Source organism: Enterococcus sp. DIV0682, assembly GCF_051712685.1.
GTDB lineage: Bacteria > Bacillota > Bacilli > Lactobacillales > Enterococcaceae > Enterococcus > Enterococcus faecalis.
The window spans coordinates 22,104-44,134 of sequence record NZ_JBIOPK010000001.1 but is presented as its reverse complement, the minus strand read 5'-3'; the positions used below and the strand labels follow the sequence as shown (position 1 = coordinate 44,134).

The window sequence follows — 22,031 nt, the reverse complement described above, 5'->3', positions numbered from 1 at the left end:
CTTTCATTATTTAAAAACTTTTCTTAACGTTTCACCAATTGTTGAAACGCCAATAATTTCAATACCTTCAGGCGCTTCCCAGCCACCAAGGTTATTTTTAGGGACATAGACTTTTGTAAAGCCTAGTTTTTGCGCTTCACGCACTCGTTGTTCAATACTATTCACGCGGCGAATTTCACCAGTTAAACCAATCTCACCAATGAAACATTCCGAAGATGAGGTTCCTTTTTCTTTATAGCTAGAAGCAATACTGATTGCTAACGCTAAATCAATAGCTGGTTCATTAATTTTGACTCCACCAGCCGCTTTTAGATACGCATCCTGGTTTTGTAATAAAAGGCCTGCCCGTTTTTCTAAAACCGCCATGATTAAAGAAACGCGATTAAAGTCCAACCCGGTGGTCGTTCGCTTGGCATTGCCAAACATCGTTGGGGTAACTAACGCTTGGATTTCCACCAAAATGGGGCGTGAACCTTCCATTGCTACCACAATCGAAGACCCAGTGGCTCCTTCTAAACGTTCTTCTAAAAAGACCTGAGAAGGATTCATAACTTCAACCAATCCATGTGTCTGCATTTCAAAAATACCAATCTCATTTGTTGAGCCAAACCGATTTTTGACAGCCCGTAAGATTCTAAAGGTGTGATGCTTATCTCCTTCAAAATAAAGAACCGTGTCTACCATATGTTCCAACATCCGTGGCCCTGCGATAGACCCTTCCTTCGTTACGTGTCCGACAATAAAAATGGCAATTCCATTCGTTTTTGCCAGTTTCAATAATTCGGCAGTTGTTTCTCGGACCTGACTGACACTACCAGCAACGCTGGTAACATCTGGCTGCGTCATTGTTTGAATCGAGTCAATAATGACATAATCTGGTTCTAATTTTTCAATGGCTCGTGATATTTCGTGCATATCTGTTTCTGCGTATAAGTAAAATGTCTCGTTGACGGTGCCTAGACGCTCCGCTCGCAATTTAATTTGCTCAGCACTTTCTTCACCAGAAACATATAAAACCGTGCCACCTGTGGCTGCTAATTGTTGCGATACTTGTAAGAGCAATGTTGACTTACCAATTCCGGGATCGCCACCGATTAAAACTAATGAACCTGGAACAACGCCACCACCTAAAACCCGATTCAGCTCCACTAATTCAGTTTTTACACGCGGCTCTTTTTTAGGTACAACTTCAGATAGCCGTTGTGGTTGTGTCTTTTTACCAGTCAAACTTACTCTAGCACGACGATCAGAAGTATCTTGAATAACCTCTTCCACCATCGAATTCCATTGTCCGCAATTAGGACAGCGTCCGAGATATTTTGGAGACACATACCCACAGCTTTGACATTCAAATTGAACTTTTGCTTTTTTTGCCATGTAGAATCTCCTTATCTGTTGTTTATTTTAACATTTATTAAATGGTTTGAATAACGTTGCCTACTGAAAAAATGGGCTTTATTTTTGTCCAGACGAACCAAAACCGCCCGTTCTTTCTGCATCGACTTGGTCATCATCCGCTAATAAAAACGGTTTAAAAATCCCTTGGCCAATTCGTTCACCTTTTTCAATGACAACATCTTCATATCCAAAGTTTAAAAATTGGAACATGATATGTCCTTCGTTATTCTCGTTATTATAATAATCACTGTCAATGACTCCGACACCATTCGCTAAAAGTAGGAACCGTTTTAGCGGGTTCGAAGAACGACTCACCAATTCTAAATATTCAGAATCAGGCATATACGCCTTAATTCCTGTTTTAACTAAAATTGGTTTGGGATTTTCTCCAGCTTGTTGTAACTTCCAAAGACTTGGTACAACGACCGTTTCGGCTGCTTGAAAATCATACCCCGCGGCACCTTTTGTTGCTCGTTGTGGGACACTCAAGCCCTCTTCTTGATACTTAGAAATAATCTCAAAACCACGTTGTTTCATATTCATTCTCCCCTACTGTCTAAACTACTCCTATTTTACCATAATCTCTGATACTCTGGTTGTTTTTAGTAAGTTTCTCATTTCTAAAAGCCCAGTTAATCTAGACTACGCAAAAAAGAGGAGAATTTTTGTTTAATTTCCTTCTTTTAGTCTATCATCTTCTCTTAAAATAAACAGACCAAATCCCAAAAAGTCCCAAGATTCCCTCAAAAAGTTCACACTTTCATTAAACTTTCTTTACTATTCATTATTTAGCACTTTCTAGTAGCCGCTGATTTTGTTATAATGAGTGTCAAATTTTACTGTAAAAAGAAACGAGGCACTTATGAGAAACAAACTCCAACAGGCCAAACGAATTGTGATCAAAGTCGGAACCAGTTCTCTGATTTATCCCAATGGCAATATTAACTTAAAAGCAATTGATCAATTAGCCTTTACTTTGAGTGATTTAAGCAACCAAGGCAAAGAAATTATTTTAGTTTCTTCTGGCGCAATTGGTGTCGGACTGAATAAATTAAATCTATCTGTACGCCCAACGACAATTCCCGAACAACAGGCAGTCGCTGCAGTCGGCCAAGCAGAATTAATGAACATTTATAATCAGCGGTTTTCAACCTATAGCCAACAAATGGCACAAGTTTTATTAACTCGTGATGTTATTGAATATCCTGAAAGTCGCAATAATGTTACCAATACTTTTGAACAACTGTTAAAAATGAATATTATTCCTATCGTCAATGAAAATGATACTGTCGCAATTGAAGAATTGGATCACTTAACCAAGTTCGGGGATAACGATCAATTGTCTGCCATTGTCTGCCAAATTGTTCAAGCTGACTTGTTAGTTATGTTATCAGATATTGATGGTTTCTTTTCAGATAACCCTACTGTCAACAAAGAAGCCACGTTATTTTCTGAAATCAATGAAATTAATGAAGACTTGTTCCAATTAGCCGGTGGTAAGGGGAGCCGCTTTGGCACTGGTGGGATGTCTAGTAAATTAAAAGCTGCTGAACGTGTGTTAGCTAATCAACAGGCGATGATTTTAGCAAACGGAAAGCAGCCAAAAATCATTTTTGAAATTTTAGAAGGAAAAGATATCGGTACGTTATTTATTAAAGGAGGGCATGAAAGTGACTGATTTAAAGCAACTAGGGCAACAAGCTAAAGAAGCCTCTTATACGCTAGGCTTGATGGATACTCGTCAAAAAAATACTTTGTTAAACAAAATGGCCGCAGCCATTGAAGCCAATGCGCCCCGCATTTTACAAGCAAACGCATTAGATTTAGAGCAAGCCGCTACCCACGGAATTTCTGAAACAATGCAAGACCGCTTACGTTTAACAGAAGAACGGATCACAGCGATGGCCGAGGGCATACGCCAAGTCGCTACTTTACCCGATCCAATTGGGGAAGTAGATAAAATGTGGCGCAATGAAGCGGGGCTGTTAATTGGGCAACAACGCGTGCCTTTAGGTGTTATTGGAATCATTTATGAATCGCGGCCAAACGTGACAACAGATGCCGCTAGCCTTTGTTTCAAATCAGGAAATGCTGTTATTCTTCGAGGCGGAAAAGAAGCGTTTCACTCCAATCAGATATTGGTGACAATTTTACAAGAAGCGCTAATACAAGAAGCCGTTTCTCCCCATCTCATTCAATTTGTTGATGATACTTCTAGAGAAACAGCCCAACAACTTATGCGCTTAAATGACTACTTGGATGTCCTCATTCCACGTGGCGGCGCCAACTTAATCAAAACTGTTTTGACAACAGCCACTGTGCCTGTTATTGAAACAGGTACAGGCAATTGTCATATTTACGTGGACAAAGACGCCCAGTTAACAATGGCAACTGAAATTATTGTCAATGCTAAATGTCAACGTCCTTCTGTCTGTAACGCCGCCGAAACGTTATTAATTCATCAAGAGGTGGCTGAAGCCTTTTTACCAACAATTGAAAAAGCCTTGAAGGAGTTTCACGTGGAACTTCGGGCAGATGAACGTGCGTTAGCAATTTTTGAAGAAGCCATTCCAGCGACTGAACAAGATTGGGAAACGGAATTTCTCGACTTTATCTTAGCAGTGAAAGTCGTTGATTCTTTGGACGAAGCCATCCAGCATATTAATCGCTACAATACAAAACATTCTGAAAGTATTATTAGTGATAATTACTTTGCCACACAACAATTTTTACAACAAGTGGATGCAGCCGCTGTTTATGCGAATGCTTCAACTCGTTTCACGGACGGTTTTGAATTTGGATTTGGCGCCGAAATCGGCATTAGTACGCAAAAATTACATGCCCGTGGACCTATGGGCTTAGCAGAGCTTACTTCGACAAAATATGTTATTTATGGAAATGGGCAAGCACGTTCTTAGAAAGAAAAACCCTTGATTTAAAGATCAAGGGTTTTTCTTTCTCCTCTCCAATGTGCATTTTTACACATGAGATTGTTCACAGTTCCACAATCTATTCTTGATATTTTTTTTGAATCCTCATTATACTTTCTACATACGCTTGTTTCACTTGGACTGGCTCTAAAATTGTCACTTCTTCACCAAAGCCCATAAAATAGTTGGCTAAAAATTGTGTTTCTGTTGGATGAATCTGTCCAACTAAAAAACACTGCGTGGGCGTTTCTTCCAACTGAATATTGTCAAAGCGATGTTTATAAAAAAATTCTTTGCCTTTTTCTGTAATGATTGCTTTAAATGGAATCGTACGTGCCGTCGTTTGTTGATGGCGATACGATTCTTTCAATTCTTCAGTCGTAAAATCCAGTGTTTGGTTTAACTGCTGAATAGCCTCCATAAAATCACAGCGGTAAGTACGCCAAGCCTTTTTAGTCACATCATAGCCTGAACAATACCAATACCCTTCTAAAATAGTTAACCGGGTTGGTAAGATTTTTTTCGTTGTTGCTTCATATCTGGTATAGTTAAACTGAATTACTTGTTGCGCCAAAATACAATGAAACAGCTGCTCTAAATTGCCTGGTGCTTCTACTTGTTCAATTCCTTCGTAATAGACGACCTTACTCATTTGACTGATTTTAAATTGGGTTGGTTCATCTAAAGAATGCAATAATTTTTGCTTAATTTGCTGATAGGAATGACCAAACGGTGACTCTGCGACTAATTTCAGTAATTGTAACGAAAAAAAGATCGCTAACACTTCATTTTCGTTAAAATAAATCGGCGGCAACAACGGTTTGTTTAAAACTCGATAGCCACCATAACGACCATTCTCCACATATAGCGGCACGCCTAAATTTTCCAAAGCTTCAATATCCCGCAAAGCTGTGCTTTTAGAAATCCCAAAAGTTTTCATTAACTGATTTAAATTAAACTGAGGATGGGTTCTCAAGAAAAAAAGTTCCTGATTTAAACGTTCTGATTTTTTCATTTTTCCCTCCATCGGTGTCACTTTTTGACACCTTTTATTGTTATGCTTATCTTATCAATCTTAGGAGGTTCAAACAATGAAAAACACACAATTTGCCCTTTTTATGGTCTTAAATGGACGAGCAACGGAAGCCTTGACGTTTTACCAAGAAGCCTTTGCTGGTGATATTCTTTTTAAAATTACTAATCAAGAATTTAAAGAGCGCTTAAATCCTTCTTTGACCATTCCCGCTGGCGAAGAACACTGGCTTTCTCACTCGATTTTACAAATGGACACTTTTCAATTACAACTAGCTGATAATCCTTTGTTTGCAGGAATGAATACCACGCCCACAGAACAATTGACCCTCAGCTTAACCGTCGAGAGCCGTCACTCTGCCAAAACAATTTTTGAAAAACTCACGTGCCATCCCGAATCCTGTATTATCCAAGAACCAATTGAAAATGAATTTGCAACATTTTATGCGATTGTGAAAGATCCTTTTGGTTTAGTCACTCAAATTACTCATGAAAAACAAGCAGATCCTACCAAGAAAGGACGTTAGCCGAAGAATGCGAACCTATGAATCAAAAGAAGCCTTGATTGAGGCCATTCAAATAGCTTCACAAAAATATTTAGCTGAATTTGCAGAAATTCCTGAAACACTTAAAGATCACCGAATTGAAACAGTAGCTAAAACACCTTCAGAGAACTTAGCCTATCAATTAGGCTGGCTCAACTTGCTGCTTTCTTGGGAAGAACAAGAACAACGTGGTCTGACCGTTCAAACGCCAGCTGAAGGTTATAAATGGAATCAACTGGGTGCTCTCTATCAATCATTTTATCAAACCTATGGACAAATGAGTTTAGAAAGTCAGCTGATTGCGTTGCAAGACACCTTAGAAAAATTACTTCATTGGATTGACTCGCTTTCCGAAGACGAATTATTTTTACCTCAACAACGGGCTTGGGCGACCACCAAAGCACAATGGCCTCTTTGGAAATGGATTCACATTAATAGCGTTGCCCCTTTTACTAGTTTCCGAACGCAAATTCGCAAATGGAAAAAAGCTTGTCTTTAAAAAGTTATCCACATTTTTTCAAAAAAAGCTTGACAAGCATTTTTAAATTCTCCACAGAAAACTTTGTGGATGAAATTTCTTGTTTTTTCCAAAAAACTTTTCCACAATGCTTATTTGTTTGACATTAAATCTTTGTAAATTCTAGAAAAAAGAAGATGAAAACGTTGTTTTAATAACGTTTTCATCTTCTTTCAACTTTAGGGATTCCTTTACTTTTAGCAAGCAGGCCTTCTGAACTTGCGTCTATTTTTTTTAGCAACTCGAAAACTTATCCTTGTGGATAAACCGAGATAAAAAGCTTTTTTGTGGTTTTCAACAGAGTTATGCACAAAGTTATCCACAGGGTGTTTTCAGCAATTTTTCGGAGAATATTCGTTGTTTTAATCTGGTGATTTAGCATTTGAATGTCAATCTCTTACTACTAATTCTTCTTCACTCCACCCTTAGGATCCTAATAAAATTTTAAAGTTTTTCTTCTATTGGTACATCAAATAAAGAGTATGATAAACTATAGGTACTTTCGAAAAATCAGGTGAGGTTATTTATGAAAAATAAAAGTAGGCAGTTTTTAAAAAACAACTGGCCTTATATGTTAGCCAGTTTCTTCATTCCATTTTTAATTATGGCAATTATCTATTTGAGTATTGGGATTTATCCAGGAAGTAGTCGCAGTGTTTTAGCCAGCGATGCCTTTTCTCAATTTTCAAATTTTCACGCAAGCTTTAACAATGTTCTTCATGGAAAACAAAGTCTTTTCTATACGTGGAATGCTTCTTTGGGACTAAACTACTTGTCCTTAATTTCCTATTATCTTGGTGGCTTATTTACGCCGCTCGTCTTTTTCTTTAACAATCAAAACATGCCTGATGCGCTCTATTTCCTAACGTTATTGAAAATTGGGAGTGCTGGCTTGAGTTTTTGGTTCTTGGCAAAACAAACCTTTAAGATTCCTAAATGGTCCCATGTGACTTTAAGTGTGTCTTATGCGCTAATGTCCTTCATTGTGGCCCATTCAGAATTAATTATGTGGCTGGATGCCTTTATTTATCTGCCACTCGTAATTTTAGGAATTCATCGTTTAATGGACCAACGAAAACCGACATTATTGTTTGTCAGTTATTTCTTGCTTTTCATTACAAATTATTATTTTGGCTTTATGATTGGGTTGTTTTCCTTCCTGTACTATTTTGCACGAACGTTTACAGACTGGCAACGATATAAATCTCGAATCGTTGCGTATTTTACTACTTCTCTTTTAGCTGGTGGAGCATCTATGATTATGGTCTTACCTGCTGTCTTAGATTTACGAACCAATGGTGAAACTCTTTCTGAAATTACAACCTTTAAAACAGAAGCGACTGCCTTTTTAGATATTATTATGAAAAATATGATTGGCGTTTACGATACAACCAAATATGGGTCCATTCCTTTTATTTACATTGGGTTGTTGCCTTTGATTTTTTGTCTCTTCTATTTCGTTACGAAAGAAGTTCCATTGAAAAACAAACTACTTTTTGGCAGTTTGTTTGTCCTATTGATTGCTAGCTTTTACATCACGCCCTTAAATTTATTCTGGCACGGTATGCATGCGCCGAACATGTTTCTTTTCCGCTATAGTTTCCTCTTTTCATTCCTAGTTATTTTGCTTGCTGGTTATGGTTGGGAGAAATTTGAAAAGGATGATCTCGGCGTCTTAAGCGGCTTGATTTTGATTCTTTTAGCAATTTTTGCTCTTGCAATGGGCACAAAAGGTGCTACTAGTTATACGTTTGTGACTTTAACCTCTTTCGTATTAACGGCAACTTTTTTGCTATTATACTTTTTCGGGATTGCTTTTTATCAATTGAAAAAAGCGCCTATGCAATACTTAGTGATTTTGTTATTGCTACTCGTTTCTGGTGAAGCAATCATTAACACACGGGCGATGGTCACTGGTATTTTAGATGATTGGAACTACGCATCACGTAGTTTGTATTCTGAACCTTATCCTGACTTAAAAAATCTAGTCGATCAAACAAAAAAAGAAAATGATACTTTTTATCGCTTGGAAAATTTAAATGGTGTTTCGGCCAATGACGGCATTAACTATGGCTACAGTGGCATTAGCATGTTTTCTTCCGTACGGAACCGACATTCTTCAACATACCTAAACGCCTTAGGTTTCCGCTCGCGAGGCACGAATTTAAATATTCGTTACCAAAATAATACCTTGTTAATGGATGCTTTGATGGGCATTAAATACAATATTGCTGAAAATAATCCAATGAAATTCGGCTTTGAACGACAAGCTGCTGCTGGTAAATATCAGCTTTATCGTAACGAAAATGCTTTGCCGTTAGGATTTTTAGCAAACAAAGAGATTTACAATGTCCGGCAACCTCTCAATGATAATTTAGGTAGTCAAACAAATTTACTAAATGCTTTAGCCAATACTAATGAACGGTATTTTACCTTTTATCAACCAACGATGACGCTTCAAAATAACGTGACAATTACGCAAAATACAGCTGGCGTAACTTTTACGGAGAAACAACATAACGTAGCCAAAGAGATTTCTTATACAGTCAATGTGCCCGCCAATACGCAAGCTTATTTGAGTTTATTCCCAACGGATTTTGCTCAATTGGAAAGTTCCACTGCGACGGTCACCGTGAACGGCTCGAGTCAGCAATCACAAATTGGCATTACTGGCCAATATTATAATTTAGGCTACTATCCAAAAGATACAACCGTTAACTTCAAAGTAAGTTTTTATGGAACCAAAGCAGTAAGTTTTGTTCAGCCGCAAGTAGTTGGCTTAAATACCAATGCATTTGAAAAAGCCATTTCCGCCGTGCAAGAAAAAGGCGTTGATTTAACCACTGGCAAACGCTCTGCTTCAGGTACCTTTACCGCCGACAAAGATCAAGTACTCGTCACTACAATTCCTTATGACAAAGGTTGGCGTGTCAAAATTGATGGCAAAAAAGTTACCCCAAAAGCCTTTAAAGATGCCTTTCTAAGCGTTCCTGTCAGCGCTGGAACCCATACTATTCAGTTCTCTTATTTACCAGAAGGATTGATTCCTGGCATCGTGTTATTCGTTCTATGTACTGGTGGTTTCGTTGTCTACGTAACCTTGATTCCTGCTAGACGAAACCGTAAAAAAGAAGACAAATAAAAAAATCACGCGATGGCTAAGTCATCGCGTGATTTTTTTAAATTTCAGTCATTGCTTCTTCCACAAGCGAAACACTTTGATGTCTTCCTTTCGTAATCAACAAGGAAAGTTGCACAAAAGCAAAGAGTACACTGGTCCGCTTAGGATAAGCAAAATAACGTGGTTGCCAACTAGTGACATATTGTTCTTTGCGCTTGCGTGTATCTTGAAACGCATAAATTTGATAACTATACTTGTAAAAAATATTAACAAAGCGTTCTTTTAAGAAAGAGTACTTGCTCTCCCCTACGTTAGCCAACGGCGCCATCCCAATATCAATTAATTGATAGCCCTGCTGTTGATAGGTTTCAATAAAATGAGTGAACAAATATTCTCTAGTAAAAGCAGGTGCTTCTGAACGAATACGTAACAAATCATACGAAATACTTTTGCCTTTTTCCATTTCTTTTCCCGTAATAAAACCAATGACCGTTTGTTTCTGTCTCACCAAGCCCACGCTACTGCATTTCAAGTACTCGGGATCCAACCGTCCACCAATAAAGTAGCGCTCTTTTTGATTCCGTGACCAGTCCGCAGAAACTCGTTCTAACTCTTGATATAAGGCATCACTAATCGTTTCGGGATAAAATTCAAACTGAAAATCCGCTGCTTCTGCTGCTATTTTTTCAGTCACTGTTTCCGTCCAGGCTGTTTGATTCACTGTTGACGGCTCATCAAATTGAATCAAGCCTTCTTCCCCAACTTTCATAAATTCAAATCCGCAATCGTGAAGATTCATAACATATTCTTCCGAAATACGATAAAAAACTAATTGATAGCCTAACAAATCAGCTTGATCCATAAACGCCAGTGTCGCCGCTGTCCATTTCTCTCGTTGCCCAATTGGATCCGCCAAGACAAAGCATTTATTAAACTTCATTTGAAACCCAAAAAGTACTTGATCTTCGCCTTCTTCTTGGTAATAAAAATGACCATAATCCTTTAAATACAAAAATTGACTGCCTTCGTTGCCACCAAATTTTTCCAAAAAGCGTGTCAACCGCGCTTCCTCAAACCCCTCACCTAAAGTAACAGTTGTTTCGGCTAAATATTGATACAAAAAGAATAAACCAATCAAGGAAATACTTAATCCAATCAATCCGTTAAACCAAACATCATCTGACGGGAACAACAAAAAGTGATTGATAACTTGATTGCCACCAGCTGGTCGTGCGGCGTAATAGCCAGCAACCGCATAACCGATAAACAAGCAGCCAAACAAAATACTATCTACCGTTAAAGCGCCCCATGAATAAACAAACTTTTCACGATAAAATTCTTTACGAGCCAAAATAACCGCCAATAAAATAACAGCATAAACAGTAATCAACTGCCACGAAGTCGTTCGTGCCACCGTATTTACAATACAAAATCCTAGTAAAATAATTGTAGGCCAATAAGCTTTTTTCACTTTCATAGAAATGCCTCGAGCTAAACCTAATAACAAGAATCCTACAAATAAATTCAATGTCTGATCTAAAAAATTAAAAGAAAAGGGAAGTAACACTTGGAATAAACGACTGACATTCGACAAATTCGTCACAGTCGACAATAGAACCATCATAATTCCTGCAAAATATAACGCCGCCACCAAAATAAAATGCGCCACTTTTTGTGAAAATAACCGAGGTAAATTATCAAAAAATTGATTAACTTTCATGCCTGCTTGTTGCAAGAACAAAATAACTCCTGTCATAAAAGGCGTCACATAATAAAACAAACGATAATACAACAACCAGACGACCGCTTGTGATCGATCAATCCCTAATTGTGATAAGCCCAAAATCATTAAGACATCAAACGTTCCCATACCACCAGGAACCATAGTTAACATCCCGATTAACGTAGCGATAACAAACATTGGGTAAACAGAAACCATCGAAACTGGCACCTGCATCAAGCGACCTATCATTAAGAAAGCAAACATCCCCCCTAGCCATTGACCTAATGAAGCGCCGAATAATAGGAGTACCGCTTTTGGAAAAAATGTTTTAAACAATGTTCGCCGTTTTAAATACGTGAAAAACCAGAGCGCTGGCGCAATCAGACTGCCCAATAATAACCAAACCCAATATTCACGAAAAACATTTTGGGTTCGAATAAAAAATAAATCAACAAACGCCACAAAAGATAAAATAGATAACCCTGAAATCAAGAACAGAGCAACTTTTGAGACCGTTGCTACAACCTTGCCCCGCGGTACATCTTTTCCGTAAAAATTAATCCGTAGCGTTGCACCAACCACGCCGCCAAAACCCGCTAAGTTATTAATGGTATTGGTGACCCAAGCCGAAGTTAACCAATCCATTCGTTTCATTGGTGGCTTACCTTCTTTTTCCAATAATTTAACGACTACATAGTCATAAAGGAGCATCGGAATAACCCCTAATAGTCCTGCCAAGACCATACCAATTAAACGCCCCGTACTTTGTTGTTCCATCGTGGAAAAAATATCCGCCCAGGTCATGCCTTGAGCGATATGTGTCACTTGGTTAGCCACGAAAACTAATACAGAACCAAGAAAAATTAGTTTCAATAATAAACTGTGTTCTTTCAACCACTGCGTTAGTTGGCTAATATTTTTTTTCATCTTATAGCCTCTTTCATATCTCTTTTCTATTCATTTAACTTTCGTTTTATCGATTTTCTTCCATGGTAGCCTATTTGCTGAAAATTTTCCAGCACGGCTAGACATTTTGGCTGAATCGTATTGTTTTATTGAAAAAAAAGAGTGAGAAAAAAATCTAAGACGATTTTTTTCTCACTCTTTTAACTGTATTTTTTACGCCACTACTTCTGCGATAATCTCAATCTCCACCAACACATCCATCGGTAATTTAGAGATTTCAATCGTTGTGCGTGCAGGATATTCCGCACTAAAATACTCAGCATAGACTTCATTGAATGCCGTGAAATCCGCCATATTTTGTAAATAGCATGTCGTTTTGACTACATGAGCAAAATCACTACCAGCTTCTGTTAAAATCCCTTGAATATTTTTCAGTACTTGATTGGTTTGTTCTTTAATCGTTGTCCCAACCACCTTGCCTGTTTCAGGATCCAGTGGAATCTGACCAGAAGTAATCAATAAACCATTCACAATTTTTGCTTGTGAATATGGTCCAATTGCTTGTGGTGCTTGCTTTGTTTTAATTGTTTTCATTTCTTTTCCCCCAGTAAATGACAAGTTGTTACTTTTTGTTATTTTATTTGTTTCTATTTTTCCATTGTACTGCAACCATTTTCGGAATGCTATCTTTTCTCAATTATTCCCAAGCGCTGATGCTGTGCCATCCTTTTGTAAAACAGCTTCAAAACCTTGGCGCATCCTTTCAAGTCCCTCGTGTAGTTTTGCTTGCGAACAGCCAATATTTAACCGTAAAAATCGTTGTCCATTACCGCCATAAATCGAGCCGTCCATAATGGCGACTTTCCCCACAGAAACTAAAGCCTCTTGTAAGCGGGCCACATCTGGAACTGCCGCTGATACGTCCAACCACATTAAGTAAGTGGCTTCCAGCTCCGTCACTTTAATTTTTGGCAAATATGTCTGTAAAAAATCTTTCACGTAACGTTGGTTCTCCGCTAAATAATCATTCAACTCGTCAACCCAAGTACCACATTTTTGATAGGCCGTCATGGTTGCTAGCATTCCCAAAATACTTGTTGATGATAAACCATCGGCATTTTTTAATTTGAGCTGAAAAGCGTCACGTAATTCGTTATCTGGAATTAGGGCGTAAGCAAAAATCAGCCCTGGAAAATTAAAGGTTTTCGTGCCACTGGTAATAATGGCAGATTTTTTATAACCAAATTGCGTAATTGGTCGATGAACTTGGCCTTTATTAACGATATCCATATGAATTTCATCAGAAAGTAAAAACACATCATACTGTTGGCACAATGAAACCATTCGCTCTAATTCCCATTGCTCCCAAACACGTCCTGTTGGATTATGCGGGGAACATAAAAGCAAACAGCGATTTTCTGGTTGCGCTAGTTTTTTTTCTAAATCAATAAAATCAATGCTGTAGCGCTTCTCTTGATAAAGCAGTTCATTTGCCACTACTTGCCGCTTATTTTCCTGAATAACTTTAAAAAATGCATCATACGCAGGTGTTTGTAAAATAATGCCCTCCCCTTCATTAGTTAATAATTGGATCAACGCAGAAATCCCATAGATAACGGTCGGGGTATACATAATCCAGTGTTCTTCAATCTTCGTCTGGAATCTTGTCTGGTACCACGTTTGAATTGCTTCTTTTAATTGTGGATGGTTCCACCTCGTATAGCCAAATACGGGATGTTTCAAACGCTCCTGTAATGTTGCCAGAACTGCCTCTGGCACAGCAAAATCCGTATCGGAAATAGTGAAGGGAAGCAAGTCCGCTTCCCCAAATCGATCTTCTACAAAATCCCACTGTGTACAATACGTTCCTCGTCGATCAATTGCTTTATCAAACGACACACTCTTCACCTTCTGTCTTTTTTCTAACCTAAAATCATCTCTAATTGATTACGGACCGTTGTCACTTTGGTTCCGATAATCACTTGCACATTCTGCGCATCTAAATGCACGACGCCTAAAGCCCCTAATTGCTTTAATTTGTCATCATCTACTTTATTAGCATCTGCTAACACTAAACGTAAACGCGTAATGCAATTATCAATAGCTTGAATATTCTCTTGCCCACCCAAAGCCGCTAAAATCCCAGGCGCATCATAGCCACCCGTTTTCTTATATTGAACTTCTTGATCGGTATATTCAGTCTCATCTAAGACCTTGTCTCGTCCAGGTGTTTTTAAATCAAAGGTTACAATGACTGTTTTAAAGACGAAATAATAAACAACAAACCAGATAGCGCCGACAATGAGAACCCACCACCATTTTGTATAAGTTCCTTGTAACAAGCCAAAAATAACAAAGTCTAGTAGCCCGCCATCAGTGTTTCCAATCACAACACCCAATAAAGCCATTACCATGAAACCTAGACCAGTCATAATGACATGAAACAGCCATAATAATGGACTAATAAATAAGAATAAAAATTCAATTGGTTCTGTAATGCCAGTGATAGCCGTAGCAATTACACCCGAAAGGAGTAAGCCTTTAATCTTATGTCGATTCGCCGGAGCTGCAGTATGATACATCGCAAGTGCCGCCGCTGGTAAGCCAAAAATAAAGGTCGGCATTTTCCCTTGTGACAAGAAAGCTGTTGCGCTTGGTGAAATCGGTAAATTATTTTGCAATTCTGCATAGAAAATATTTAACGCACCAAACACTTCTTTGCCAGCCACCACCGCTGAACCCCCTGCTTCAGTAAAACGAATCATGGAAACCAAAATATGATGCAACCCAAACGGCAACAGTAGACGTTCCCCTGACCCAAACAGAAAAGGCCCAAAAATACCAGAACGTTGGATAAGTTGGCCAATCGCCATAATCATTAGCGCGAAAAGTGGCCAAACTAACGGAATTACTAAGCCCACGAAGGCCATCACTAATGAAGTAATAATTGGTACAAACCGTGCGCCAGAAAAGAAGGCAAAACTATCTGGTAGTTGCACCGTGTAAAATCGATTATGCAACTTATAGACAATAAGCCCAGCGATAATTCCACCAAGAACGCCCATTTCAATCGTTTGAATCCCAAAAACCATTCCTTGGCCGGCTTCCCGCAACTGCTCAGGATCCACGAGGCGATTCGTCTGCACTAAGTAGAAATTAATCGCTAAATTCATCACCGTATAGCCTACGAAACCTGAAAACGCAGCAATTCCTTTTTCTTTCCGAACTAACCCCAACGGAATGGCCATTGCAAACATGACAGGTAAATAGGCAAACGCAAAACCACCAATTGTCGACATAAATTGGAAAATAATTTTCACTGCGGGCTTTCCTAAAAACGGGATCGTTTCAATCATGGATTCACTGGAAAAAGAACTTCCTAATCCCAACAAAATCCCCATAAAAGCTAATAAAGCCACTGGCAACATAAACGTTTTACCTAATCCTTGGAAAAACTCCCAGAAAGTCGCTTTCTTTTTCTTTACTGCCATTTCTTAACTCCTCCATTCATTCTTTACAAAACTAAAAATGATTGCGTTTACATTCATTGCCCTCATTATAACTAGCCCAAAACAAAGAAAAAAGAGGCTACACTTTTTCTGTATCCCCTTACATCATTTAGTATGGTGTTGCATAAAATTACCGCGGTTGCTTTGCCTCTGCGTACATTAATAAAACCGTATCGAACAAACAAATGACAGCAATTCTTGAACTTAAATCCACGCGCTGATGATAACGTGTCGTCCCTTTGGCAAATAACGTCGTCGTCGACAATTTTTCCAAGGTGCTTCCTTTAGTCGAAATCAAACTAATCATCGGCACTTGCTGTTCCTGCGCTACACGTGCATACGCTAAAATCCCCTTAGTTTCTCCTGTATAACTGACAAAAATGGCTAAATCCTGTCCATCCAGATTCTTAACTGCTGCCGCTTGTTCATCCCAATCAGATCGTGCATAGGCTTTTTTTCCTAAAAATGTTAGCTTTCGTGCAAAATCAGTACAAATAGGAAAACTGCCACCAACACCGAACACTTCAATCGTATTCGCACGCTCAATCATTTTAAGCATTTCCGCGACTTTGGCTTCATCCATTTGTTGAAAACTGTCTTGCACATTGGCGATCAACTGTTGTGTAATGGCTTGAAAACTAAGACTATCGCTTTCTGTGCTCTCGCTCTGCACCGATTGGACGATCGCGTATTTTAATTCTTGGAAGCCTCGATAACCTAAGTGTTTTGCTGTTCGAGAAATAGTGGCTGTTGAGACAAACAACGCCTGCGCCACCTCATAAATGGTTTGTGAACTAATTTCCGTCATATGCGTCAAAATATAATCCAGTACTTGATTTTCAATTTTACTTAAATCATTTCGTTTCTTTTCTAACAAAGCGATTAATCCCTCAGTCGACATCCAATCCCTCACTTTAAATCCTTTTTTATAATTATACACCAGAATATTCTGATTATTTCAATAAGAAAGTCCAAAATAACCAACAGCGGCTCCATCATTCGCCAGAGAAAAAAATCAGCCTTCCGATGGAGGTACTTATTGCGCGTTCTTGCTATACTCTGTATATAGAAAACAGGAAAAATTTGGAGGTAGTACGTATGAATAATCAACGACCAATGTTTATAAATATTCTTTTAGTGGTCCTTTTATTTTTAGTTGTCGGTTCACTCTTTAGTGCCGTTGTCGGTATCGTGGGAAGCTTATTGTGGCTAGCAGTAAAAATTTTAGTTCCCGTAGCGATTATCGTGTGGCTTGTTCGAACAATTTCGGGAAATAATGGCAACTGCCACCGTCGTTATTAAAAAAACAGGTTTTCCTTTTCGGAAAACCTGTTTTTTTACTTCTTTTATCTAAAAGCATATACAATATTACTAATACCAAACATCATAAAGTAGAAGCCAACTAAGAAGCTTAGAGTTAATGCTGAAGACAATGGATTAAATAATAACATTACACCTAAGATAATCCCTAAAACATCAACAATTAATGTGAACCAGAAGTAACCTGTGCTTACTCGTTTAGCAAAATCTAAAGTAAATAAGCCGAAAATTGAGTCGAATAAAAACCAAATTGCAAAAACAAATGGTAACACAGCGACACCAATATTTAAGTTAAACAATAAGTAAACACCAATTAGGATATCAATAATCCCTAAGATGATTGGTGCATAAGCTTTGTAGCCTAGTAATTCTTTCATACGATTACGTACAAAAATTTCGAAAATCCCTTTAATAATAGCAAAAATCGCAAAAACCATCACAATGGCAATTAAATTACCGGCAGGATTTTGGAAAGAAATTAATGCAGTCAGAACAAATAGAATTCCTAATACTAATGAACCCCAGTCCATTCCATGATGTTGTCGTTGTTCCATGACACTCACTCCTCTATAAAATAATTTATTACACTTATTATGTTACTACTATTTTACAAGGTGTCAAATATTTTCATCGTGCTTTCTGAAAACCATTTCAATGATAACTCCATTAAAAACAACGTATCACTTGATTGTCTCTTTTTTGGTGCACAATTGTGCCTTTTTTGTATAAATAAGTCCCTCGTTTTCCCACAAAAAAACCGCTACTTTTTCATCTAGTTTATAAAAAAGTAACAGTTATAAATTATTTTTTCTTTTTCCCAATCGAGAGAATCCCTCTTTTTATGACATCAAAGAAACTCAAAGATTGGACCATATGATCTGGGTCAACATATTCACGAATAGCTCGTAACACTCGCTTCGGCTCTTTTGAAGCAAACGTATACGTCCCATTTTTCTTGGTTTGAATCGCATAACGAGGAATCCATTTTCCTTTGAACATTACTGAAGCCAACACGTAATCGACTTCTTCCCACGGAATTTGGATAAACTTACGTGGATCTTTGGCATGGTAAAATTCAAACCCGCGGTCACCTATCATAATTTGTCCATAATCTGTTAATCCTGTAAATGCCGTCGCATCTATAACTAAATCAACTTTTGTGTTTAATGATTGTACCATGTTATCTGCTCCATTTCATTCGACTAATTCCTCTTTATTATACGTTTCTTTCCTGATCGAAACAAACAAAATTACATCTTTGTTTAAAAAAGCGGAAGAAAAGTTTCTCGACTTCTCTTCCGCTTTTTTTGATTAGAAGTAATAAACTTACCTCGTCATTCTTATAATAAGCCGATTAAGTGGCCGACTACGCCGACTACGAATAAACCAAGAATGATAACGATTGGGCTAACTTTTTTCTTCAATAACCACATACATAAGAATGTAAGTAGTAATGGTGCTAGACCTGGAATCAATTGATCTAAGTTATCTTGTAAAGTAGTAACTTTCGTTGGTGAAAGCGCCAAGCCTTGGTTCACTTGTTCAAAGGCTTTATGCATTCCTTCACCGCCAGCAGGAAGTTTATCCCACTCGATATAAGCACCTTTGTCTAACTTAACTTGTGAGACAATTGGTAAGAACTTAATCGATACCCAACGTTGAACTAATGCGGCCAGTACGAACATCCCTAAAATAGAAGCACCTTTTGTAATATCTTGTAGTAAACCACCTGAAAGGTCATCAGTAATTTTAGAACCTGCTTTGTAACCAAACTCTTGTGTATACCACATGAATGACCAACGAATTAAGTTCCAAGCAACGAAGAATAAGATTGGGCCTAAGATATTACCACCCATTGCTAAGGAAGCACCTAAAGCTCCTAACATTGGACGAACAGTAAACCAGAAAACTGGGTCACCGACACCGGCTAAAGGACCCATCATCCCAACTTTAACCCCTTGAATCGCTACGTCATCAACTGGTGCGCCATTGGCACGTTCTTCTTCCAAAGCTAATGTTACACCAAGGATTGGTGAGGCAATGTATGGGTGTGTATTAAAGAATTCTAAGTGACGTTTTAACGCCGCTGAACGTTCTTCTTTCGTTTTATATAATTTTTTGATTGCTGGAATCATTGAGAATGCCCAGCCGCCGTTTTGCATACGTTCATAGTTCCAAGAACCTTGGATAAATGTTGAACGCCAAGCTACAGCTAAACGATCTTTTTTAGTTAATTGAATTTTTTCTGCCATTTTCTTTGCTCCTCCTTCAGAATTAGTAGTCGTTTAAAATATCGCCTAATGGGTCGCCAGAGTTGCCTCCGCCATTTGAGTTAGAAGAACCGCCCATTTTAGATAAGTTCAAGTAAATAAGAGCTAAAGCGACACCTAAAGCACCTAATGCGATTAATGTTAATTGAGAAATCGCTGCGACTACGAAACCGATAATGAAGAATGGCCATACTTCTTTTGTTGCCATCATGTTGATTACTAATGCATAACCTACGGCAACGACCATACCACCACCGATAGCCATACCATCAGTTAACCAAGCTGGCATTGATTCTAAGAAATTACGAACAGTGTCAGCAGGAATGAATAGTAACGCACCTGCTGGAATCGCAATACGAATACCTTGTAAACATACAGCGAAAATGTGTAACATTTCAACTTGTTTAATGTTGCCTTTTTCAGCAGCCGCATCCATCATGTGAACGATTGGAACCGCAACTGTCCGAACGATCATTGTTAAGAACAAACCTGCAACCGCTAAAGGAACTGCGATGGCAATCGCTGAAGGAACACCTTTAACACCTTGGCCACCTAAAACTAAAATAATTGCTGAGGCAACAGATGCTAAAGCGGCATCCGGTGCAACGGCAGCCCCGATGTTCGCCCAACCTAACGCGATCATTTGTAAAGTACCACCTAAAACAATTCCGGCTTCTAAATTACCAGTAACTAATCCGATTAATGTACATGCTACTAACGGTTGGTGGAATTGGAACTCATCCAAAATCCCTTCCATACCAGCTAGAAAGGCAACGAGTAAAACTAAAATAATTGATATAACAGACATGATAAGCCTCCTATTTTGATTTGTATTTGGCGAGTTACGCGTTTGCTAACTCATTTTTTGCTTTTTTCAAAATTTCGTCCATATTCGCTTTTGAATCATTTGGCACTTTACGCACATCAAATTTGATGCCTTTGGCTTTTAATTCATCAAACGTATCAACGTCTTCTTGACCCATTGATAATACTTTGCTTACAACGACTTTTCCAACAGAGTGAGCCATTGAACCAACGTTTACTTCTGGGATTTCTACGCCGCCTTCAACCACTTTTAAGACGTCTTCAGGATTTTCAAATAATAATAATGCTTTTGTATTGCCAAAACGTGGATCTTTCGCTACTTCAATCATTTTACTGATTGGAATAACATTGGCTTTTACTCCTGGAGGAGCTGCTTGTTCGATTAATTTCTTACGTAAGTCATCTTTTGCAACGGCATCAGAAACAACAATAATTCTGTTTGGTTGTGTTGCTTTTGTCCAAGCTGTTGCTACTTGACCATGTAATAAACGTGAATCAATACGTGCTAGCACAAATTTAATTTTGCCATCGCCAACAACTGTACCTGGTGGTAACGAACCTTTTGGCTGTGCATCTTCTGTCGTAGCAGCTTTTGGTGCTTCTGCTGGTTGTAACTCTTCTGGTTTAACTTTGACACCATCTTTTGCTGTTTCAAGAATGTGTGTCGCAATTTCTTGTGCTGATTCCATAGAGAAACGAGAAGCATATGCTTCAATAACCATTGGTAAGTTCATACCTGCAACGATTGCCCATTTGTCTTTATGATCTTCTAACAATGAGTTCGCTTGGTTAAATGGTGTTCCTCCCCATAGGTCAACTAAAAATAGTACTTCGTCTTGATTGTCAAACGATGCAATGGCTTCTTGCATTTTTGCTTTTACATCATCGGGACCTTCGCTAGGCATTAACGTAACTGCTTTTACATTTTCTTGTTCGCCAAAGATCATTGCACCAGATTGCAAGATCCCTTCAGCAAATTCACCGTGACTTGCTAGGATAATTCCTACCATTTTTATACCTCCTGTATAATTGATGTTTTTTTTCATGGTTGTACTGCTAAACGCTTTCACTTTTTGAAAAAAATCAGATAAATCAGATTCTGACAAAAATAAATGAAAAAATTTCAATAGTTCTTGATTTTTTTCAACATCAGCACTTGCCTTTATCAATACAGTTCATGAAGCAATGATGTTGGTCCTAGGCCACCACATCCTTTCAATGTCTTTCGTCTGTAAAAATAAACGTCAGCTGGCGTTATTTTCTTTGCTACGCTCTTTTTTCAGTAAATCCATCAAATTCACTTGGCTGTCTGCTGCGACTTTTCGAATTTCCAATTCAATACCTTGTTCATTTAAAAACAGAAATGCTTTTAAATCGTTGGCATCCACTGCGACTGCATTCGTAATCATTCGCTTGCCTGTGCTGAAACTCATTCCGCCAATATTCACAGAAGTTAGTTGTACACCGCCTTCGACCACTCGTTTCACGTCCAAAGGATTAGTGAATAACAACATGGCTCGAAACGAATCAAAACGAGGATCAGGGTAAACATCAATCATTTTTTGAACAGTGATGACATTTACTTTGACACCAGGTGGAGCAGCTTGGACCAACAAGGCTTTTCTCAAATTGTCATGAGCAACGGAATCACTAACCACTAAAATGCGATTAATGTTCGTCAATTTTGCCCAAACAGTTGCTACTTGGCCATGAATTAATCGATCATCAATTCGAGCTAAACGAATATCCATTACCATCGGGAATGCTCCTTTAAATTCATTTTTAAAGGTTAGGACCTTTGTCTTTTTACTTAAAAATTTAGGTAAAAAGGGACACCTTATTATAAGCAAGTTTCGTGCCAACTTTAGTGTATCGGTTCGAAACCTAGAAAATTATAGGTTTTTTTTAGAAAATCAAAAAATCGATACACTAATA

Annotated in this window: 20 protein-coding genes; 6 read left to right on the top strand and 14 right to left on the bottom strand. The window is 38.2% G+C overall.

The window, feature by feature from the left end; genetic code table 11:
- Positions 1-6 precede the first annotated feature (6 nt).
- The gene (radA, locus tag IGK96_RS00180) at positions 7-1,377 is read right to left on the bottom strand and encodes a DNA repair protein RadA (protein WP_002356050.1); all 1,371 of its coding nucleotides are present in this window, start codon (positions 1,375-1,377) and stop codon (positions 7-9) included.
- Positions 1,378-1,455: 78 nt separating this feature from the next.
- Positions 1,456-1,941, bottom strand: a complete 486-nt coding sequence (locus IGK96_RS00175) for a dUTP diphosphatase (RefSeq protein ID WP_002367569.1) — start codon at positions 1,939-1,941, stop codon at positions 1,456-1,458.
- Between the two features lie 319 nt (positions 1,942-2,260).
- On the opposite strand from IGK96_RS00175, the gene proB reads away from it, so the two are divergent.
- Together proB and IGK96_RS00165 are read left to right on the top strand one after the other, a co-directional pair.
- On the top strand, positions 2,261-3,076 hold the full coding sequence (proB, locus tag IGK96_RS00170; RefSeq protein WP_002389550.1) for a glutamate 5-kinase: 816 nt from the start codon (positions 2,261-2,263) through the stop codon (positions 3,074-3,076).
- Positions 3,063-4,316, top strand: a complete 1,254-nt coding sequence (locus tag IGK96_RS00165) for a glutamate-5-semialdehyde dehydrogenase (protein WP_002385467.1) — start codon at positions 3,063-3,065, stop codon at positions 4,314-4,316. Before proB ends, IGK96_RS00165 begins: the two co-directional genes overlap by 14 nt.
- A 91-nt stretch (positions 4,317-4,407) precedes the next feature.
- Here IGK96_RS00165 and IGK96_RS00160 read toward each other — a convergent pair whose 3' ends face one another.
- Positions 4,408-5,355 carry a helix-turn-helix transcriptional regulator gene (locus tag IGK96_RS00160; RefSeq protein ID WP_002389777.1) on the bottom strand — a complete coding sequence of 316 codons (948 nt, stop codon included), beginning with the start codon at positions 5,353-5,355 and terminating at the stop codon, positions 4,408-4,410.
- Positions 5,356-5,419: 64 nt separating this feature from the next.
- On the opposite strand from IGK96_RS00160, the gene IGK96_RS00155 reads away from it, so the two are divergent.
- The 3 genes from IGK96_RS00155 to IGK96_RS00145 all read left to right on the top strand — a co-directional run bounded on the left by IGK96_RS00155 (position 5,420) and on the right by IGK96_RS00145 (position 9,564).
- Positions 5,420-5,887, top strand: coding sequence for a VOC family protein (locus IGK96_RS00155; RefSeq protein ID WP_002408153.1), 468 nt, complete (start codon positions 5,420-5,422; stop codon positions 5,885-5,887).
- Positions 5,888-5,894: 7 nt separating this feature from the next.
- Complete coding sequence (locus IGK96_RS00150) at positions 5,895-6,404, top strand: ClbS/DfsB family four-helix bundle protein (RefSeq protein ID WP_002356044.1); 510 nt, start codon at positions 5,895-5,897, stop codon at positions 6,402-6,404.
- 544 nt (positions 6,405-6,948) lie between these two features.
- Positions 6,949-9,564 carry a YfhO family protein gene (locus IGK96_RS00145; protein ID WP_016618497.1) on the top strand — a complete coding sequence of 872 codons (2,616 nt, stop codon included), beginning with the start codon at positions 6,949-6,951 and terminating at the stop codon, positions 9,562-9,564.
- A gap of 37 nt (positions 9,565-9,601) precedes the next feature.
- On the opposite strand, the gene mprF is transcribed toward IGK96_RS00145, so the two are convergent.
- The 5 genes from mprF to IGK96_RS00120 form a co-directional block, all read right to left on the bottom strand.
- On the bottom strand, positions 9,602-12,193 hold the full coding sequence (mprF, locus tag IGK96_RS00140) for a bifunctional lysylphosphatidylglycerol flippase/synthetase MprF (protein WP_002407592.1): 2,592 nt from the start codon (positions 12,191-12,193) through the stop codon (positions 9,602-9,604).
- A gap of 192 nt (positions 12,194-12,385) precedes the next feature.
- Positions 12,386-12,766, bottom strand: coding sequence for a RidA family protein (locus tag IGK96_RS00135; protein WP_002356039.1), 381 nt, complete (start codon positions 12,764-12,766; stop codon positions 12,386-12,388).
- A 99-nt stretch (positions 12,767-12,865) separates the two neighbouring features.
- Positions 12,866-14,080: a MalY/PatB family protein gene (locus tag IGK96_RS00130; protein ID WP_016618494.1), complete on the bottom strand. Its 1,215-nt coding sequence runs from the start codon at positions 14,078-14,080 to the stop codon at positions 12,866-12,868.
- 14 nt (positions 14,081-14,094) lie between these two features.
- The gene (gene malX / locus IGK96_RS00125; RefSeq protein ID WP_002378674.1) at positions 14,095-15,663 is read right to left on the bottom strand and encodes a maltose/glucose-specific PTS transporter subunit IIBC; all 1,569 of its coding nucleotides are present in this window, start codon (positions 15,661-15,663) and stop codon (positions 14,095-14,097) included.
- Between the two features lie 148 nt (positions 15,664-15,811).
- Complete coding sequence (locus tag IGK96_RS00120) at positions 15,812-16,582, bottom strand: MurR/RpiR family transcriptional regulator (RefSeq protein ID WP_033624281.1); 771 nt, start codon at positions 16,580-16,582, stop codon at positions 15,812-15,814.
- Positions 16,583-16,779: 197 nt separating this feature from the next.
- On the opposite strand from IGK96_RS00120, the gene IGK96_RS00115 reads away from it, so the two are divergent.
- Positions 16,780-16,983, top strand: coding sequence for a hypothetical protein (locus IGK96_RS00115; RefSeq protein ID WP_002383512.1), 204 nt, complete (start codon positions 16,780-16,782; stop codon positions 16,981-16,983).
- 44 nt (positions 16,984-17,027) lie between these two features.
- Here IGK96_RS00115 and IGK96_RS00110 read toward each other — a convergent pair whose 3' ends face one another.
- The 6 genes from IGK96_RS00110 to IGK96_RS00085 all read right to left on the bottom strand — a co-directional run bounded on the left by IGK96_RS00110 (position 17,028) and on the right by IGK96_RS00085 (position 21,853).
- Entirely contained in the window at positions 17,028-17,555 is a 528-nt protein-coding gene (locus IGK96_RS00110) for an HdeD family acid-resistance protein (RefSeq protein WP_002356034.1), read from the bottom strand.
- A 247-nt stretch (positions 17,556-17,802) separates the two neighbouring features.
- Positions 17,803-18,180: a DUF956 family protein gene (locus IGK96_RS00105; protein WP_002356033.1), complete on the bottom strand. Its 378-nt coding sequence runs from the start codon at positions 18,178-18,180 to the stop codon at positions 17,803-17,805.
- Between the two features lie 161 nt (positions 18,181-18,341).
- The gene (locus IGK96_RS00100) at positions 18,342-19,253 is read right to left on the bottom strand and encodes a PTS system mannose/fructose/sorbose family transporter subunit IID (RefSeq protein WP_002356032.1); all 912 of its coding nucleotides are present in this window, start codon (positions 19,251-19,253) and stop codon (positions 18,342-18,344) included.
- Between the two features lie 22 nt (positions 19,254-19,275).
- A complete protein-coding gene (locus IGK96_RS00095; protein ID WP_002356031.1) occupies positions 19,276-20,079 on the bottom strand; it encodes a PTS mannose/fructose/sorbose transporter subunit IIC in 804 nt (267 codons plus the stop codon).
- A 34-nt stretch (positions 20,080-20,113) separates the two neighbouring features.
- Entirely contained in the window at positions 20,114-21,106 is a 993-nt protein-coding gene (locus IGK96_RS00090) for a mannose/fructose/sorbose PTS transporter subunit IIA (protein WP_010775468.1), read from the bottom strand.
- A 234-nt stretch (positions 21,107-21,340) separates the two neighbouring features.
- Positions 21,341-21,853 carry a mannose/fructose/sorbose PTS transporter subunit IIB gene (locus tag IGK96_RS00085; protein ID WP_002385473.1) on the bottom strand — a complete coding sequence of 171 codons (513 nt, stop codon included), beginning with the start codon at positions 21,851-21,853 and terminating at the stop codon, positions 21,341-21,343.
- Between the last annotated feature and the right edge of the window lie 178 nt (positions 21,854-22,031).

What these genes read in the sequence shown, in the direction of transcription:
- IGK96_RS00135 (WP_002356039.1), bottom strand. Translation starts at nt 12,766, where the DNA reads ATGAAAACAATTAAAACAAAGCAAGCACCACAAGCAATTGGACCATAT.
- IGK96_RS00085 (WP_002385473.1), bottom strand. Translation starts at nt 21,853, where the DNA reads ATGGTAATGGATATTCGTTTAGCTCGAATTGATGATCGATTAATTCAT.
- IGK96_RS00175 (WP_002367569.1), bottom strand. Translation starts at nt 1,941, where the DNA reads ATGAATATGAAACAACGTGGTTTTGAGATTATTTCTAAGTATCAAGAA.
- IGK96_RS00090 (WP_010775468.1), bottom strand. Translation starts at nt 21,106, where the DNA reads ATGGTAGGAATTATCCTAGCAAGTCACGGTGAATTTGCTGAAGGGATC.
- IGK96_RS00115 (WP_002383512.1), top strand. Translation starts at nt 16,780, where the DNA reads ATGAATAATCAACGACCAATGTTTATAAATATTCTTTTAGTGGTCCTT.
- IGK96_RS00110 (WP_002356034.1), bottom strand. Translation starts at nt 17,555, where the DNA reads ATGGAACAACGACAACATCATGGAATGGACTGGGGTTCATTAGTATTA.
- IGK96_RS00155 (WP_002408153.1), top strand. Translation starts at nt 5,420, where the DNA reads ATGAAAAACACACAATTTGCCCTTTTTATGGTCTTAAATGGACGAGCA.
- mprF (WP_002407592.1), bottom strand. Translation starts at nt 12,193, where the DNA reads ATGAAAAAAAATATTAGCCAACTAACGCAGTGGTTGAAAGAACACAGT.
- IGK96_RS00165 (WP_002385467.1), top strand. Translation starts at nt 3,063, where the DNA reads ATGAAAGTGACTGATTTAAAGCAACTAGGGCAACAAGCTAAAGAAGCC.
- malX (WP_002378674.1), bottom strand. Translation starts at nt 15,663, where the DNA reads ATGGCAGTAAAGAAAAAGAAAGCGACTTTCTGGGAGTTTTTCCAAGGA.
- radA (WP_002356050.1), bottom strand. Translation starts at nt 1,377, where the DNA reads ATGGCAAAAAAAGCAAAAGTTCAATTTGAATGTCAAAGCTGTGGGTAT.
- proB (WP_002389550.1), top strand. Translation starts at nt 2,261, where the DNA reads ATGAGAAACAAACTCCAACAGGCCAAACGAATTGTGATCAAAGTCGGA.
- IGK96_RS00105 (WP_002356033.1), bottom strand. Translation starts at nt 18,180, where the DNA reads ATGGTACAATCATTAAACACAAAAGTTGATTTAGTTATAGATGCGACG.
- IGK96_RS00160 (WP_002389777.1), bottom strand. Translation starts at nt 5,355, where the DNA reads ATGGAGGGAAAAATGAAAAAATCAGAACGTTTAAATCAGGAACTTTTT.
- IGK96_RS00145 (WP_016618497.1), top strand. Translation starts at nt 6,949, where the DNA reads ATGAAAAATAAAAGTAGGCAGTTTTTAAAAAACAACTGGCCTTATATG.
- IGK96_RS00095 (WP_002356031.1), bottom strand. Translation starts at nt 20,079, where the DNA reads ATGTCTGTTATATCAATTATTTTAGTTTTACTCGTTGCCTTTCTAGCT.
- IGK96_RS00100 (WP_002356032.1), bottom strand. Translation starts at nt 19,253, where the DNA reads ATGGCAGAAAAAATTCAATTAACTAAAAAAGATCGTTTAGCTGTAGCT.
- IGK96_RS00120 (WP_033624281.1), bottom strand. Translation starts at nt 16,582, where the DNA reads ATGTCGACTGAGGGATTAATCGCTTTGTTAGAAAAGAAACGAAATGAT.
- IGK96_RS00150 (WP_002356044.1), top strand. Translation starts at nt 5,895, where the DNA reads ATGCGAACCTATGAATCAAAAGAAGCCTTGATTGAGGCCATTCAAATA.